We start from the raw sequence: 15,918 nt of genomic DNA on the forward strand, positions 1-15,918 counted from the left end.
TCTCTTAAGACTTACCCGTTTTACGTTCAGGCAGGCTGAGCAGGGCCAGCAGCAGACCGAAGCAGAGATATTTGTAGCTGGTATGGAGGAGCATCCCGGCTGCCAGCGGCGCCAGGGCCGCCAGCAGCAGGTCGGGGTGGCGCCGCGCCGTTCTCCCTGTGCTCGCCAGCAGCCCACCCAGATAGGCGGCCAGCAGCAGCAGCCCCAGCGCCCCGGTCTTCAGCAGCATGTAGCTGGCCAGATTGTGGGTGTAGGACACCCGCCAGTGCCCCACGGCGGGATTGTCCAGCAAGGCGCCCCAGCCGTCGCCGAGCAGGAAGGCGGCCGGGTCCCGCCCCACCTGCTCCAGCACCGCCGCCCATTCGGCCCCGCGATTGTTCAGCCCCACGGCCTCGGTCTTGGCGGCGGCCAGGGCGCCCAGCTTCAGCACCGGCCCGCCCAGCGGGGGCAGGACCAGCAGCCCGGCCGCCAGCAATGCCGGTCCCAGGGCCGGGCGCCGCACCACCCGCCGTATCAGCCCCACGCCCAGTCCGGTCAGCGCCAGCAGCAGCGCCGCCCGGTGGACCGAGGCGGCCAGCGCCGTCAGCGCCAACAGCCCACCGGCAAGTCCGGCCAGCCCCAGGGGCAGCGTCCGCAGCCGCCGCAGCCGGTCCAGGCCCCACAGGGGCAGCAGGGTGGCGGCGAAGGCGACGCTGCTGCTGTTCAGCAGATATCCCTGCCCCTGGGCCAGCGCCACCGCCCCCACGCTGCTGACGGCTCCGCCCAGCGCCAGCCACCAGCGCAGTGCGAACAGCACGCCCGCCAGCGCCAGGGCCAGGGCGAAGCGGCGGCGCAGGGCAGACGTCAGCGTCACCCCGGCCCGCGCCAGCAGGACCGGCAGGAACAGGAACCCCAGCGGCAGCACGTCGCGGACCAGATCGCCCGGCCCCCAGTCCAAGGCCGCGCCGCGCAGCAGACCCAGCCCCGCCAGCGCCAGCAGCAGCCCGGTTCCCGATACCGGCGCGGCGGGAGGCGCCACGCCGCACACCGGCAGCAGCGCCAGCGCCAGCAGCAGGCCGACGGCCAGCTCGGCCGGCCCCAGCCCCGGCGGTGCCGGCAGCCCGACGGCCCCATAGGTCAGCAGCGCCAGCGACAGGCAGGCGACGGCCCGGCCTGACCGCGACGCCGGCACGACGGACATCCACATCCTATCACGCGCATCGCTATGACAATAAACCCGCGGCAATAGTGCCTGTCCACGGGGCGGGACGCCAGCCCCGCGCGCTCCTGGCGCCGGGCCGGGCGATGCCGCACTGGACGTCGCCGGTCCGGCACGGCTTAATCTCCCCATGCACGCACGCACCATCGACATGCCCCTGCCCCATGGCCGCCCCGGAACCCGGCGCAGTCTGCGGGTCCACCGCTTCGGCACCGCCGGTGCCGGGCCCAAGGTCTATATCCAGGCCGGCCTGCATGCCGGGGAGATTCCGGGCATGCTGGTGGCCCAGCATCTGCGCCACCGGCTGGAGGCCCTGCCCGACAGCGACCTGCGTGGCGAGCTGGTGCTGGTGCCCGCCGCCAACCCCATCGGGCTGGACCAGGTGGTGCTGGGCGCGGGTGTGGGCCGGTTCGATCTGGCGGCGGGGAGCAATTTCAACCGCGCCTTCGCCGACCTGTCGGCCCCGGTGGCCGCGGCGGTGCGGGACCGGCTGGGCGCCGATCCGGTGGCCAACACGGCCCTGATCCGCGCCGCCATCGCCGAGGCCGCCGCCGCCCTGCCCGCGGCCAGCGAGCTGGAGGCACTGCGCCGGCTGCTGCTGGGTCTGGCCGCCGACGCCGACCTGATGCTGGACCTGCATTGCGATTCCGAGGCGGTGCCGCATCTCTACACCACCCATTCCCTGTGGCCGGGCTTCGCCGATCTGGCCGCCCGGCTGGGCTGCCGGGCCGCGCTGCTGGCCGAGGAGTCCGGCGGCGATCCGTTCGACGAGGCCTGCTCCGGCCTGTGGTGGCGCCTGCGCCAGCGGTTGGGCGGCGGCCACCCCATTCCCGACGCCTGCGCCGCCACCACCATCGAGCTACGCGGGCTGGCCGATGTGGACGATGCCCAGGCGGCGGCGGACGCGGATGCCATCCTGGCGCATCTGGCCGTCCGGGGTGTGCTGGCCGGCCCGGTGCCCGCGGCGCCGGCCTCCGTCTGCGCCGCCACCCCGCTGGCCGGCGTCGACCGGGTTCAGGCGCCGGCCGCCGGCATCATCGCCTTCCATGTGCCTCTGGGCGCCTCCGTTCAGCCCGGCGCGCTGGTGGCCGAGCTGGTGGACCCGGTCAGCGGCGAGCGTCACCCCTGCCGCGCCCGCAGCGCCGGCATCGTCTGGTCCCGCCGGCTGGAGCGCTTCGCCAGCGCCGGCGACACGCTGCTCAGCATCGCCGGGACCGAACCGCTGGCCGCGCCGGGCCAGCCGCTGCTGACGGCCCGCTGACAACACGGCCCTGGACGGGATGCCAGACAGGGCGGCGCGGCCATCCGCCGGATCGGGGACCCGATAGGAAAGGGCCGGGACGCTGCGTGTCCCGGCCCTTTTCTTGCCCGTGGCCTTGCCCCGCCGGTCAGCGCTTCGGTGCCAGCACCGTCAGGGTTCCGGCTGCCGTGCGGGCCAGATGGCCGGGATCTACCATGTCCTCCACCCGCGCCGCCGGCAGGGCGAAGCGGCCGGGGGTCACGGCGCGGGCCAGATAGACCAGACGGAAGCTGCTGCTGTCGGCCGGCAGATCCAGCGCCGCCAGGAAGCGGTCGTCACGGAACTCCACCTGCTGCGCGTCGGACAGCGGCCCCAGCCAGGACAGGTCGCCCAGCTGGGCACTGCCGGCCAGCCGCACATTCTCGATGACGAAGCCGGCCGGCAGCATGTCCGTGACCAGCAGCGGCCCGCGCGGCGGCACCTCGGCCTTGCCTTCCAGCACCACCACCAGCATCTCGCCCTGGGGCACCTTGGCCGGGTCCACCGGCTTGCCCTTGGCGTCCAGCAGGCTGCGGGTCAGGCTCAGCCCGCTGGCCAGCGGCTCCGGCGCCGCCTTGGGCGCACCGACGGCCGAGACCAGGGTCTGCATCGGCCGGTCGCTGCTGTTGACCAGCACCGGCGGCTTGGCCGGATCGATGCGGCGCAGCAGCGGACGGTTGAAGGTCTGCGACCCGCCATCCACGGTCAGGCTGAAGCCGCCGGCCCGCGCCCCCAGGGCGTCCGCCGCCACCAGCAGCCAGGCGCGCTCCTGGGTGCTGACGCGGGTCGGGTCCTGCACCAGCCCGTTCACGGCCTCGGCCTCCGCCACCAGACGGCCGGTATCGACGCCGCCGGCCACCATCAGCGCCAGCGTCGCCGCCCGGTCGCGCAGGGTGGTGCCGAAATCCTGGCCCTCATTGCCGGCGGCGGGGCCGGGCTGGTCCAGGGCGCCGAAGATCTGGCCAGCCCGGTCATTGTCGCCCAAAAGGGCGAAGGCGGCGGCGATCTGGGCCCGGGCCAGCCGGTCGGTCAGCTTGGGCAGGAAGGTTTCCTGGAAGAAGCGCACCGGGGCGGCATCGATGGCCCTGGCCCGGGCCGCCGTGTAGATGGCATAGGCCCGCGCCGTCAGTTCGGAATCATCGACCCAGCTGTTGCCGATGGTGCGGGTCAGCCAGTCCAGTCCACGCCGGTATCCCTCCTCCGGCACCACATAGCCGGCCTCGCGGGCACGGGTCAGCACATCCAGCACGAAGGCGGTGACCCAGGGATCGCCCGGCCCGTCCGCCGACCACAGGGCGAAGGCGCCGTCGCCGCGCTGCCGCGCCGACAGCCGCTCGACCAGATCCACCACCCGCTCCTTCAGGGCGGCATCGGCCGGCAGCCCCAGCTCGCGGTTCCAGTCGTTGACATAGAGCAGCGGCAGTAGCCGTCCGGCCAGCTGTTCGGCCGAACCGAAGGCCCGGCCGTCGGTGGCCAGCAGCAGCGCCGGCACATCGAACAGTGGCAGGGGACCGGCCAGCACGGCCGTCCGGCTGTCATCCGGCTTCAGCCCGGACTCCAGACCCGACGGCAGCGCCAGCGTGGCGCCGGGGGCCAGGGTGCCGCGGCCATGGTTCGCCGCGACCGGCAGGCCCGGCCGCACCATCACCGGCAGGTCCCGGCTCAGCGTATAGCCGCCCGGCCCGGTCACGGTCAGCGTCAGCCGGCCCTGGCCGGCACCGGTGGCGACCAGCGTCCGGTTGGCTGAAACCGTGCGATCCTGGGCCAGCGCCTTGAACTCGGCCGGCCCGCCCTCGACCTTCAGCGGCCCCTCGGCCGTCAGGGTGGCGGTATAGGTCCCGCGCGGCCCGGCGACATTGGTCAGGCTGACGCCGATCTGGGCATGGTCCTCCGGCGCCAGGAAGGCGGGCAGCGTCACATCCCCCACCACCGGATCGCGCACGGTCAGCGCCGCTTCGGCCCGGCCCAGCTTGCTGTCGCTCCAGGCCACGGCGGTCAGACGCAGCCGCCCCTGCATGTCGGGCAGGGCCAGCGGCACCTCGGCCCGGCCATCCGCACCGACCGTTACGATACCGGAATAAACGGAAACGGGGGAACTGCCGCTGGGCGGCGTCCCCGCCGGGCGCGGGGCCGGGCGGATGGCGTCCGCCGGGTCCGCGGCCATGGCGGCCGGATCGAGCAGACGGCCATAGACGTCGCGCATCTCGGTGGTCAGACGGCGCTTGCCGAAGAACCAGGCGGCCGGGTCCGGGCTGGCGCCGTCACGGCCGCCGGGCAGGGCCTGATCGACGGCTGTGACCACCAGATGCGCCTGCGCCCCCTCCGGCAGGCCGCTGATGCTCACCGGCAGGGCCAGGGTTCCCCGCGGCCGCGTCTCCGCCGGCACCTCCATCTTGACGTCCAGCAGGCGGGCGGCGGGATCGACGGCGACCCAGGACACGCCGACGGCACGGCGCGGCAGGCTGCGGCGCTGGGGATCGGCGGGCGCATAGGCGCTGACCAGCACATAGGCGCCGCCGGTCAGATCTTCGGGCAGCGGCAGATCCAGGAAGGCGCCGGCGGCCGGGACTGTCTGCACCAGGGTCTGGCGCATGCGGCGGTCGGCCAGGGCCACCATGACCGTGGCGTCATAGGGCGGGCGCACGAAGACCCGGGCGGTGCCGCCCGGCTGCCGCTGCGGCCCCTCCACCACCACATCGACCGTGTCCGGCGTGTCGCCCAGCTTGGCGCTGGCCCACCAGCCGGCGGAGAAGCGCACGCTGGTGGCGGTGCCGCTGGCAGGATCGAACACCTCCAGCCGGTAGCGGCCGGCCTTGACCTGCACCTCGATGCTGCCGCTGCCGCCGGCAGCCACATCGACGCCGCCGCCGGTCAGGCGCTTGTCGCGCACGCTGCTGCGATAGTCCCAGCGGCCGTCGGCCTCGAACCACTCATAGACATATTCTTCCTCGTACAGCTCCCAGGACAGGCCGGCCTTGGCCAGTTTCTGCCCGTCGGGAGCGGCGGCGACCACCTCGAAGCCGACGGTGGCGCCTTCCGGCACCCCGTCGCCGCTGAAGCCGGGCTTCACGCCCAGGGCAAAGGCCCGGGCATCGACCGGCAGCACGATCTCCTTCTCCACCGAGCGGCCGCCCACATCATGCAGCGTCGCCTGCAGTACGGCCTCCAACGGCCGGTTGGTGGCGGGCAGCGTCCCCAGATCGACGGCGATGCGCGCCGACCCGTCGGCCGCGGTGGTGAAGCCCGGCAGCGGACGCTTCTCCGGCGTGAAGGGCTGCTGCACCAGCCCGAACTGGTAGCCCTCCAGGCCCGGAAACGGCGTGGCGGCGGGGCGGAGCGTCAGGGTCATCTCGCCGGGCAGACGGGCGGCAGCACCACCGGTCAGATAGCGCCCGTCCAGCCGCAGCGCGGCCTTGCCGTCGGCCCCGATGCGCGGCCGGTCGGCGGTCAGGCTGACCTCCACCCGCGGCGGCGCCACCTCGCCGACGCTGATCTCGGTCCGGCCCAGGGCCGGGCCATTGGGATCGGCATGGGCGGTCAGGGTCCAGCGGCCGGCCGCGGCATTGGCCGGCAGCTCGAACTCCACGGCATAGCCGCCGGCGCCGCGGTCGTCACCCAGGCGGCGGGCGATCTCCAGCCCGTCAGGGCGCACCAGCTTGAACAGCAGCCGCTGTCCGGTCACGGCCTTGGCATCAGCGTCGCGCACCAGCGTGGTCAGGTGCAGGATCTCGCCCGGACGATAGGCGCCGCGGTCGGCGAACAGATAGGCGTCGAACGGGCCGACGGCGCCACGGCCTCCGGCATTGCGCCCGGCCAGCTCCACGGCCGGCGCCCCGAAATCCAGCAGCGAGAAGCCACCATCCGGACCCACGGCGAACAGAGCCTGCGGCGCCCGGGCATCACGGCCCTGCAGCAGGTCGGCCGGGAAGCGGGCCAGCCCATCGGCCCCGGTGGTGGCGCGGCCCAGCTCGGCATTGCCGCGGGCCACCAGCCGCAGCTCGACACCGGGCTGCGGCTTGGCCGAGGACAGGGTGCGGGCGAAGACGGTCAGCCCGTCCTCGGCACGGAAGCTGGTCAGGCCCAGATCGGACACCACGAACCACTGGGTGGCGCGGCGGTCCCAGGCCACCATGGGCAGCGCGGCATTCTCGGCCACGGCCACATAGACGCCCGGTGTCAGCGACCCCAGCACGGCGTCGATGGGGAAGGCGGTCAGCTGCGAGCGGTTGTGCTCGCCGCCGATGGCCATCTCGCCGCGCCAGACCACCTCGCCGTTCTTCTCCAGGATCTCGCCGACCTCGAAGTCGGTCATGGTCTGGTTGATGCGGCCGTAATAGATCTGCTCGACCAGGGCGCGGTCCTTGACCCGCAGCACCGACAGGCGGGCGCGGTCCACATTGACGCTGCGCAGCGGCAGTCCCTCGCCGCCGACCCGCGGCAGGATATAGCCCTGGCCACGGAAGGCCAGGGTGGGGCGGCGGTCCGGCACCTTCACCGTGCGCGTCACCGCCTCGGCCAGCTTCTCCTGGCCCACGGCCGGCAGGCCGGCCGCCAGGGTGATGCCGTAGGTCTGGCCATGCTGCAGCCCTTCCAGGCACAGCTCCTTGTCGCGGACGGTGACGCTGACCTCCTGCGCCGGCTCCACCGTCACGAATCTGGCGAAGTCCGGCCCGCGCCGGCCGGGGCGCGGCAGCTCGCGGGTGAAGGCGAAGCAGACCTGGGGCCGGTCGCGCTCGGCGGCGACCTCGACCTTGTCCAGCTCGAACGGGCGCGGCACCGGCTCGGCCTCGGGGGCCGGCTGCCCGGGACCGGTCTGGGCCGGGGCACCCTGGGCCGGGGCGCCCTGGGCAGGTGTCTGGCCGGATGTGCCGGCGGCCGGGGGGGTTGGCCCCGACGGTCCCTGGGCGGCAGCGGGAACAGCAGCGGGGCCGGCCTGGATCAGGCCGAGGGTCAGCAGAAGGGCAACAGCGGACGGTCGCGACATGGAGGGAGTTGTCTCTCGGAACCCCGGGGGACGGGCAGAACGGAAAACGGCGGGACCGGACCATCGGCCCGGATCGTCCGCACACCGGATCATCTGCACATTGGTGCGCGACTGTGGCGGCGATGCGGCCAGAGGACGCCGTTTTCACACTGTTTGCAACAGCGGCGTTGCGCCCCGCCACAAGGTCTGCCTAGTTCCGTCGCAGCATCGACACAAGCGCCCGGCATCCTGTCCGCATGACCCCGTTCCCCGCCTCGGCCCCCGCGCCCTCCATCCCTCCGGCCCTGCGGCGTTTCGGCGCCTGGGTCCTGTCCGTTCTCGTGGCCCTGGCGGCGCTTCTGGCGCCGGCCCTGTGGAACGGCTGGCCGCTGGTGTTCTTCGATACGGCCGGCTACATCCTGCGCGTCCTGACCTGGGAGCTGGAGCCGGGCCGCAGCCTGTTCTACGGCCTGTTCCTCTATGCCGCCTCATTGGGCTGGACCAGCCTGTGGGGGCCGGTGCTGGTGCAGGCGGGGCTGACGCTGTGGCTGGTGCATCTGCTGCTGCGCTGTCAGGACCGGCCGGCCGGGCCGCTGCCCACGGCGGCGGTGACCGTGGCCCTGTCGCTGCTGACCGGCATCTCCTGGTATACGGCGCAGCTGATGCCCGACGCGCTGGTGCCGCTGCTGGTGCTGGTGATGTGGCTGCTGGGCTTCCGCTGGGACCGGCTGTCAGCGGCGGAGCGCAGCGGTCTCGCCGCCGTCGGCCTGCTGGCGCTGCTGTCGCATATGAGCAGCATGGCCCTGGCCATCGGGCTGGTGGCGGTGACGGCCGCCGCCGCCCTGCTGGTCCCGCGGCTGGCGCCCCGCCTGACCCGGATGCGCCCCCGCCTGCTGCCGCCGGCCGCCCTGGTCGGGGCGGGGCTGGTGCTGATGCCGCTGCTGCATCTGGCGCTGGTGGGCAAGGCCACCTTCACCCCCGGCGGCCCGGTCTTCGTCTTCGGCCGGCTGGTGCAGGACGGGGTGGCCCAGCGTTTCCTGGCCGAACACTGCCCCGACCCGGCCTATGCGCTGTGCAACCACCAGGACCGGCTGCCGCGGGACACCAACTGGTTCATCTGGCACCCCGACAGCCCGTTCCGCGCCATCGGCTGGTGGGGCGGCGCCGACGCCGAGCTGTCGCGCCTGACCGCCGCGGCGCTGAAGGCCTATCCCGGCTGGAATCTGGCCCTGGCCGCCAAGGCCACCGGGGACCAGCTGCTGGAGGTGGAGACCGGCGACGGGCTGGACGAATGGCAGGAGGTGACGCGCTGGGTCATGCGCCAGCACCTGCCCTGGCTCAACCCCGGCTTCAGCGCCGCCCGCCAGCAGCAGGAGCAGACGACCCAGGCCCTGTTCGATGCGCTGAACCGCGTGCATGTGCCGGTGGCGCACCTGTCGATGCTGGCGCTGGCGGCCCTGGCCGTGCTGGGGGCCCGCCGCGGCCGCCCGGATCTGGCGGTCCTGGCCCTGTTCCTGCTGCTGGCGCTGCTGGGCAACGCCTTCATCAACGGCGCGCTGTCGAACCCGCACGACCGTTACCAGAGCCGCGTCGTCTGGCTGGCCACGCTGGCCGTGCTGGTGGCGGTGCTGCCCGGCCGGCTCCCGGCGCTTACCGGCGCGGATGACGCCCCCGCTGGCCCTGGTCACGGATGAGGCGGAGCCGCCCCCTCACGCCCCCCTCATGCCCGCGCCGCGAACCAGCCCTCCAGCCGGCGCACGGCCTCGTCCAGGGTCTCTTCCGCCTTGCAGAAGCAGAAGCGGATCAGATGGCGCGGGGCCTCCTGCTCGAAGAAGGCGCTGACCGGGATGGCCGCCACCCCGGCCTCGGCCGTCAGCCGGGCGCAGAAGGCGGCATCATCCTCATCCAGCCCGCTGCCGCGCACATCGGCGGTGAGGAAATAGGTGCCCTCGGCCGGCAGCACCGACAGGCCCGCCGCCGCCAGACCGGCGCTCAGCCGGTCGCGGCGGGCCTGCAGGCGATCGGCCAGCTCCCGGAAATAATGGTCCCCCAGCCCCAGCCCGACGGCGACGGCATGCTGCAGGTTGGGCGGGGTGGTGAAGGTCAGGAACTGGTGGGCCTTGGCCACGGGCTGCAACAGGGCCGGTGCCGCACTGACATAGCCCACCTTCCAGCCGGTGAGGGAAAAGGTCTTGCCGGCCGACCCGATGCGCAGGGTCCGCTCGCGCATGCCGGGCAGCGCCATCAGCGGCAGGTGCCGGCGCCCGTCGAACACCAGATGCTCATAGACCTCGTCGCAGACGGCATAGGCGTCGTGCGCCTCCACGGCCTGGGCCAGCAGCGTCAGTTCCTCCCGCGTCCACACCTTGCCGGCGGGATTCAGCGGGTTGTTGAGGATGACCAGCTTGGTGCGGTCGCTGAAGGCCGTTTCCAGATCGGCCCGGCTGAAGCTCCAGCCCGGCGCCTTCAGGCTGACGAAGCGGGGAATGGCGCCGGCCCGGCGGATGATGGGGACATAGCTGTCATAAAGGGGCTGGAACAGCACCACCTCGTCGCCCGGCTCCAGCAGGCCGAACAGGCAGGCGGCCAGCGCCTCGGTGGCGCCGGAGGTGACCATCACCTCGGCCTGCCAGTCGAGATCCAGCCCGTAGAAGCGCCGGGCATGGGTGGCGACGGCCTGGCGCAGGGCCGGCAGCCCCAGCATGGGCGGATACTGGTTCCAGCCCTCGGCCAGATAGCGTTGCGCCGCCTCCACCACCGCCGCCGGCCCGTTGCCGTCGGGAAAGCCCTGGCCCAGATTGACGGCCTTGTGCTGCTCGGCCAGCCGCGACATCACCTCGAAGATGGTGGTGCCATAGCCCGAAAGGACTGTGTTGCCGGCTTTCATGCTGTCTCGCCTCCATCCCTGCCCGGCGTGAGGCTGGGACGAAAGCACGGTCCGCGTCAAGTCGGGCCGGACGGGCCTGTGGCCGGCCGGTTCCCCGGCCGCGCCGTCTCCCAGTCGCTCAGACCATAGCGGCCCAGGATGCGGGCCAGCCGCCCGTCGGCGCGCAGGGCGGCGATCCCCTCCTCCAGCTGGCGGACCAGATCCCGGGCCTCGGGCGTCAGCCGGGACACGCCGACAAACACGTCCTGCACGGCGCCGTCCAGAGGCTGAAACGCCAGCCGTTCCACCAGTCCCAACCGCCGTGCAGCCCCATCCAGCACATGCATATCATCCAGCACCAGATCGACCGTGCCATCTTCCAGCAGGCGCAGGCTCTGCGCCGTCAACTGGGCGCCGAAACCCGACACCAGGGCGATGCGGTCGGGATCGTTCTCATGGGTCTCGATGTAGCCGTCCAGCGGAGGGCCGAACAGATAGCCGCGGGCAATGGCAACCCGATAGACCGCCAGCTCCTCGGCCGTGTGGAGATGGAGCTGGCGGGCGCGCAGACTGGCCACCCCCTTCTGCGACCGGCCCTGCGGCAGGGCGGGGAACAGCAGCCCCTCGCGCCCCCGGCCCTGGCCGACCACGGCCAGCAGGTCGGCATGTCCCTGCTCGGTCAGCCGCAGGGCATGACTCCAGCGCTCCATACGATAGGACACGGTATAGCCCTGCGGCTCGAAGATGGCCCGGACCAGGTCCACCATATAACCTTCGGTGCCGCCGGCGGGATCGCAGCTGTAGGGGCAATAGGGATCGCCCAGGATCAGCAGATCGCGGTCGGACTCCAGGGCGGGCGGCTCCTCCGCCGCCCTCTCCGCCGCCCTCTCCGCCGCGCGCCCCTCGTCCGCCTGGCCAGTGCCGGCCAGCGCCATCAGGGCCAGAAGCCCGCCTATGCACATCATCAACCGCATCATGTCCTCGGGGCCGCGCCGGATTCCCAGCTCCGTCGAGCACGGCCAGCCATAATCTAGCAGGACATCCTTACAGCGGGTTTTGCCAGTCGGATAGGCCGTAGCGGGCCAGGATGGCGGCCAGCCGCCCGGACCGGCGCAGCCGCTCGGTTCCCTCCGCCAGCATCCGGGTCAGTTCGGCCGCGCGCGGATTCCTGATCGCCACGCCGATGAACAGGTCGGCCCGGTCGTCCAGCGGCACCACCTGCAGCCCGTCCAGCTGCGGCGACCGCCTGAGATGCCAGCGCAGCACGTTGAAGTCGTCTAGCATCAGGTCGATGCGCCCGGCCTCCAGCAGCCGCAGCCCCTGGGCCACATGGGAATAGCCGAAGCCGCTCAGCACCTCGATGCGGTCGGGATCGGACAGGTGGCTGTCGATATAGCGCTGAAGGGCACCACCATAATTATAGTCGCGGATGACGCCCAGCCTGTGCCCGGCGAAGGAATCCGGTCCGGTCCAGCGGAACGGTCGCAGGCGCGACACGGCAACGGCATTGGGGGAATTGCCCTGGGCCCGGTCCGGCAGCACCAGGGTCCCATACAGATCCGAGGCGACACCGGGCACCAGGGTGGCGGACCCGTCCTCGGCCATCCGCCGCAGAACCTGGAAATTGACCACCCGGTATTCCAGCGTCAGCCCGGCCTCCCCCAGGATCTCGCGGGCCAGATCGACCATATAGCCGTCGGCGCCGTCGCTGTCCGGGTTACATGCGTATGGACACCAGGGGTCGGAGGCGATGACGATGCGGTCTTCTCGCCCAGGATCGGCCGCACAGGCCGGCGCATACAGGGCCGCTGCGGCCGCCAACAGGGCGATGGCGGCATGGGGGAAAGACCGGAATAGCGGCATGGGGGAGGGGGCGGGCTCCAGAGGTCGGACCAAATCGGTCATGGCACGGTCCGGCGACGGAGAAAGATAATACAGGGAGCGGCCTTTTGCGCAATGAGAGAAACAGTCGCAGGAAAATCCGCAATGCGGCGCCACAGACCGGCCGATAGGAGCCGATCCGCCCGCATAACATACTATTGAATTCAGTTGCGCGGGAACCATCCGGGATACCGGCCCCGGCGACGGGGAGCCCAGAACAGGGGCCGGAATCATAAGGGGCGACGTCTCACATGACGCCGCCCCTTACTTCATGACCGACAATCAGGATTACCGACAATCAGGGATCAACGCGCTCAGATCCCGGGGCCGATTATCCCACAAGTGGCAGCATCAGGACAAGTACAACCGACTATTCCGCCGCCGGGGCCGGAACCGGCGGGGTCCAGCGCAGCACCGGCTTGCGGGCCGCCGCCGTCTCGTCCAGGCGCCGGCGCGGCGTCAGCCGCGGTGCCGCCTGGAAATGGGCGGCATCGCCGGCCTTGGCCTTGTCGGCCAGATAACGCAGCGTGGCGATGAACTGGTCCAGCGTGCCCTTGGACTCGGTCTCGGTCGGCTCCACCAGCAGGGCCCCATGCACCACCAGCGGGAAGTACATGGTCATGGGATGGAAGCCTTCGTCGATCATGGCCTTGGCGAAGTCCAGCGGGGTGACCCCGGTGCCCTTCAGGAAGGTGTCGTCGAACAGGGCCTCGTGCATGCAGGGGCCGCCGAAGGGCGCCGACATCACGTCCTGCAGGCTGGCCAGCACGTAATTGGCGTTCAGCACCGCATCCGTGGCCACCTGGCGCAGCCCGTCGGCGCCATGGGACAGGATATAGGCCAGTGCCCGCACGAACATGCCCATCTGGCCATGGAAGGCCTTCATGCGGCCGAACGGCTTGGCCTTGGTGTCGTCGGCATGCTCCACCAGCGCGAAGCCGTCCTTGCCATGCACCACGAAGGGAAGCGGGGCGAAGGGGGCCAACGCCTCCGACAGCACCACCGGGCCGGAGCCCGGACCACCGCCGCCATGGGGCGTGCTGAAGGTCTTGTGCAGGTTGATGTGCATGGCGTCCACGCCCAGGTCCGCCGGGCGCAACCGGCCGACGATGGCGTTGTAGTTGGCGCCGTCGCAGTAGAAATAGCCGCCGGCCGCGTGTACGGCGTCGGCGATCGCCTTGATCTGCGGTTCGAACAGGCCGCAGGTGTTGGGGTTGGTCAGCATGATGCAGGCGACATCGTCGCCCAGCTTGGCCTTCACCGCCTCGACGCTGACGCGGCCATTCTCCTCGGCCGGGATGGCGTCCACGGTGAACCCGCAGAAGGCCGCCGTGGCCGGGTTGGTGCCATGGGCCGATTCCGGCACCAGCACGCGGGTGCGGTGCGTCTCGCCGCGGGCCGCCAGGGCGGCGCGGATGGCCATCAGGCCACACAGCTCGCCATGGGCGCCGGCGCCCGGCGACATGGCCACGGCCGGCATGCCGGTCAGGGTCTTCAGCCAGTGGGCCAGCTGGTCGATCAGGTCCAGCGCCCCCTGCACGGTGGAGGCGGGCTGCAACGGATGCACGTCGCTGAATCCCGGCAGCCGGGCCATCTTCTCGTTCAGCCGCGGGTTGTGCTTCATGGTGCACGAGCCCAGCGGGTACATGGTGCTGTCGATGCCGAAATTCTTCTGGCTCAGCCGCGTGAAGTGGCGGACCACCTGCGGCTCCGACAGGTCGGGCAGGCCGATGGCCCCTCGCGGCTTCACTGCGCCCAGGCGCGTCTTTGCCGTGGCCGGCTCCGGCAGATCGACACCGACGACACCGGGGTTGCCCAGCTCGAAGATCAGCGCCTCTTCCTGGTTCAGCGCCTTGTTGCCGGTGAAGGTGGCACCGGCATCGGTGGCGGTCGCCGCAGCATGGGAGGCGGCATGGGGGGCGGTGGCGCGCCCCTGGCTGTTCATGCTCATCAGAGAACCTCCTCCAGGGCGGCGACCAGCGCGTCCATGTCGTCCGGGGTGTTGGTCTCGGTCGCGGCCACCAGCAGCAGATGGTCGAGATCCTTGATATCGGGATAGAAGCGGCTGACCGGCACGCCGGCCAGGATGCCCTTGTCCGCCAGCTTCTCCACCACCTTGGCCGCCTTCTTCGGCAGCTTGACGGTGAATTCGTTGAAGAAGCCGTCGTTCAGCACCTCCACGCCCTTGACCTTGGCCAGCGTGTCGGCCAGCAGCACGGCGTTGGCGTGGTTGATGCGGGCCAGCGTGCCGAAGCCCTGCTCACCCAGCAGCGACAGATGGATGGTGAAGGCCAGGGCGCACAGGCCGCTGTTGGTGCAGATGTTGCTGGTGGCCTTCTCGCGGCGGATATGCTGCTCGCGGGTGGACAGGGTCAGCACGAAGCCGCGCTTGCCCTCGGCATCCAGCGTCTGGCCGCACAGGCGGCCCGGCATCTGCCGCACATACTTTTCGCGGGTGGCGAACAGGCCCAGATACGGCCCGCCGAAATTCAGCGGATTGCCGATGGACTGGCCCTCGCAGACCACGATGTCGGCGCCCATGGCGCCCGGCGGGGTCAGCAGGCCCAGGCTCACCACCTCGGTCACCACCACCACGACCAGGGCGCCCTTGGCATGGGCGGCATCGCACAGCGCCGTGAAGTCGGACACATGGCCGAACAGCGACGGGGTCTGCACCACGACGCAGGCGGTCTGGTCGTCGATCAGCGCCGCCAGATCCTCCTTCCCCTTGGGATCCGGGCTGCGGCTGTCGATGGTCATGCCCAGGACGCCGCAGGTGGTCTCGGTGACCTCGCGGTAATGGGGATGCAGCCCGCCGGACAGGATGGCCTTGGTGCGCCGGGTGATGCGGGTGGCCATCAGCACGGCCTCGGCCGTGCCGGTGGCGCCGTCATACATGGAGGCGTTGGCCACCTCCATGCCGGTGATCAGGGCGACCTGGGTCTGGAATTCGAACAGGTACTGCAGCGTGCCCTGCGACACTTCCGGCTGATAGGGCGTGTAGCTGGTCAGGAACTCGCCGCGCAGCAGCATCTGGTCGACCGAGGCCGGCACATGGTGCTTGTAGGCGCCGGCGCCCAGGAAGAAAGGCACCGACCCGGCGGTCACATTCCTGGCCGCCAGCCGGGACAGGTGGCGCTCCACCGCCAGCTCGCCCTGGTGGTTGGGCAGATCGGCGATGGGGCCGGGCAGACGGGCGCTTTCCGGCACGTCGCGGAACAGGGCGTCGACACTGTCCACCCCGATGGTGGACAGCATCGACCGGCGGTCGGCCTCGGTCAGGGGCAGATAGCGCATCACAGGCTCTCGACGTAGGACTTGTACGCGGCCTCGTCCATCAGCGCATCCAGCTGGGCGGCGTCGGCGATGGTCATCTTGAAGAACCAGCCCTCCCCCAGGGGGTCGGTGTTGGCCAGCGCCGGATTGTCGACCAGGGCGCCGTTGCCCTCGGTCACGGTGCCGTCCACCGGGGCATAGATCTCCGAGGCCGCCTTCACCGACTCCACGACAGCGGCTTCCTTGCCCTTGGCCAGCGCCTTGCCCGCATCGGGCACCTCGACGAAGACCACATCGCCCAGCGAGTTCTGGGCATAGTCGGTGATGCCGACGGTGGCGATTTCGCCGTCGAGCTTGATCCACTCATGGTCCTGGGTGAAACGGATGGTCATGGTCCTGTCCCCTTTTCCGAGAAGCGTGCCTGTCAGTCGACCGGGGTTTCTGGATGAACCCCG

10 protein-coding genes are annotated in these 15,918 nt (G+C 71.4%); 2 read left to right on the top strand and 8 right to left on the bottom strand.

What is annotated here, in order from left to right:
* Positions 1 to 4: 4 nt before the first annotated feature.
* A complete protein-coding gene (locus DK368_RS16350) occupies positions 5 to 1,180 on the bottom strand; it encodes a hypothetical protein (RefSeq protein ID WP_114395048.1) in 1,176 nt (391 codons plus the stop codon).
* Between the two features lie 148 nt (positions 1,181 to 1,328).
* Between DK368_RS16350 and DK368_RS16355 the strand changes: the two genes are divergently transcribed.
* Positions 1,329 to 2,459 carry a M14 family metallopeptidase gene (locus tag DK368_RS16355; RefSeq protein WP_114395049.1) on the top strand — a complete coding sequence of 377 codons (1,131 nt, stop codon included), beginning with the start codon at positions 1,329 to 1,331 and terminating at the stop codon, positions 2,457 to 2,459.
* Between the two features lie 127 nt (positions 2,460 to 2,586).
* On the opposite strand, the gene DK368_RS16360 is transcribed toward DK368_RS16355, so the two are convergent.
* Positions 2,587 to 7,461, bottom strand: coding sequence for an alpha-2-macroglobulin family protein (locus DK368_RS16360; protein WP_114395050.1), 4,875 nt, complete (start codon positions 7,459 to 7,461; stop codon positions 2,587 to 2,589).
* 236 nt (positions 7,462 to 7,697) lie between these two features.
* On the opposite strand from DK368_RS16360, the gene DK368_RS16365 reads away from it, so the two are divergent.
* Positions 7,698 to 9,134, top strand: coding sequence for a hypothetical protein (locus DK368_RS16365; RefSeq protein WP_114395051.1), 1,437 nt, complete (start codon positions 7,698 to 7,700; stop codon positions 9,132 to 9,134).
* A 26-nt stretch (positions 9,135 to 9,160) separates the two neighbouring features.
* Here DK368_RS16365 and DK368_RS16370 read toward each other — a convergent pair whose 3' ends face one another.
* The 6 genes from DK368_RS16370 to gcvH form a co-directional block, all read right to left on the bottom strand.
* The gene (locus tag DK368_RS16370; protein WP_114395052.1) at positions 9,161 to 10,327 is read right to left on the bottom strand and encodes an aminotransferase; all 1,167 of its coding nucleotides are present in this window, start codon (positions 10,325 to 10,327) and stop codon (positions 9,161 to 9,163) included.
* A gap of 56 nt (positions 10,328 to 10,383) precedes the next feature.
* On the bottom strand, positions 10,384 to 11,271 hold the full coding sequence (locus DK368_RS16375; RefSeq protein WP_240002541.1) for a substrate-binding periplasmic protein: 888 nt from the start codon (positions 11,269 to 11,271) through the stop codon (positions 10,384 to 10,386).
* Positions 11,272 to 11,350: 79 nt separating this feature from the next.
* A complete protein-coding gene (locus DK368_RS16380; protein WP_162306065.1) occupies positions 11,351 to 12,211 on the bottom strand; it encodes a substrate-binding periplasmic protein in 861 nt (286 codons plus the stop codon).
* Positions 12,212 to 12,557: 346 nt separating this feature from the next.
* Complete coding sequence (gene gcvPB, locus DK368_RS16385) at positions 12,558 to 14,138, bottom strand: aminomethyl-transferring glycine dehydrogenase subunit GcvPB (RefSeq protein WP_114395055.1); 1,581 nt, start codon at positions 14,136 to 14,138, stop codon at positions 12,558 to 12,560.
* The gene (gcvPA, locus tag DK368_RS16390; protein WP_114395056.1) at positions 14,138 to 15,484 is read right to left on the bottom strand and encodes an aminomethyl-transferring glycine dehydrogenase subunit GcvPA; all 1,347 of its coding nucleotides are present in this window, start codon (positions 15,482 to 15,484) and stop codon (positions 14,138 to 14,140) included. Before gcvPA ends, gcvPB begins: the two co-directional genes overlap by 1 nt.
* Positions 15,484 to 15,855: a glycine cleavage system protein GcvH gene (gcvH, locus tag DK368_RS16395; protein WP_114395057.1), complete on the bottom strand. Its 372-nt coding sequence runs from the start codon at positions 15,853 to 15,855 to the stop codon at positions 15,484 to 15,486. Before gcvH ends, gcvPA begins: the two co-directional genes overlap by 1 nt.
* Positions 15,856 to 15,918 lie beyond the last annotated feature (63 nt).

It is taken from the genome of Oleisolibacter albus (assembly GCF_003336875.1).
Classification (GTDB): Bacteria; Pseudomonadota; Alphaproteobacteria; order Azospirillales; family Azospirillaceae; genus Niveispirillum; species Niveispirillum album.

Coding starts and splice junctions, on each gene's coding strand:
- DK368_RS16370 (WP_114395052.1), bottom strand. CDS start 10,327: ATGAAAGCCGGCAACACAGTCCTTTCGGGCTATGGCACCACCATCTTC.
- DK368_RS16365 (WP_114395051.1), top strand. CDS start 7,698: ATGACCCCGTTCCCCGCCTCGGCCCCCGCGCCCTCCATCCCTCCGGCC.
- DK368_RS16375 (WP_240002541.1), bottom strand. CDS start 11,271: ATGATGTGCATAGGCGGGCTTCTGGCCCTGATGGCGCTGGCCGGCACT.
- DK368_RS16355 (WP_114395049.1), top strand. CDS start 1,329: ATGCACGCACGCACCATCGACATGCCCCTGCCCCATGGCCGCCCCGGA.
- DK368_RS16380 (WP_162306065.1), bottom strand. CDS start 12,211: ATGACCGATTTGGTCCGACCTCTGGAGCCCGCCCCCTCCCCCATGCCG.
- gcvH (WP_114395057.1), bottom strand. CDS start 15,855: ATGACCATCCGTTTCACCCAGGACCATGAGTGGATCAAGCTCGACGGC.
- DK368_RS16350 (WP_114395048.1), bottom strand. CDS start 1,180: ATGTCCGTCGTGCCGGCGTCGCGGTCAGGCCGGGCCGTCGCCTGCCTG.
- gcvPA (WP_114395056.1), bottom strand. CDS start 15,484: ATGCGCTATCTGCCCCTGACCGAGGCCGACCGCCGGTCGATGCTGTCC.
- gcvPB (WP_114395055.1), bottom strand. CDS start 14,138: ATGAGCATGAACAGCCAGGGGCGCGCCACCGCCCCCCATGCCGCCTCC.
- DK368_RS16360 (WP_114395050.1), bottom strand. CDS start 7,461: ATGTCGCGACCGTCCGCTGTTGCCCTTCTGCTGACCCTCGGCCTGATC.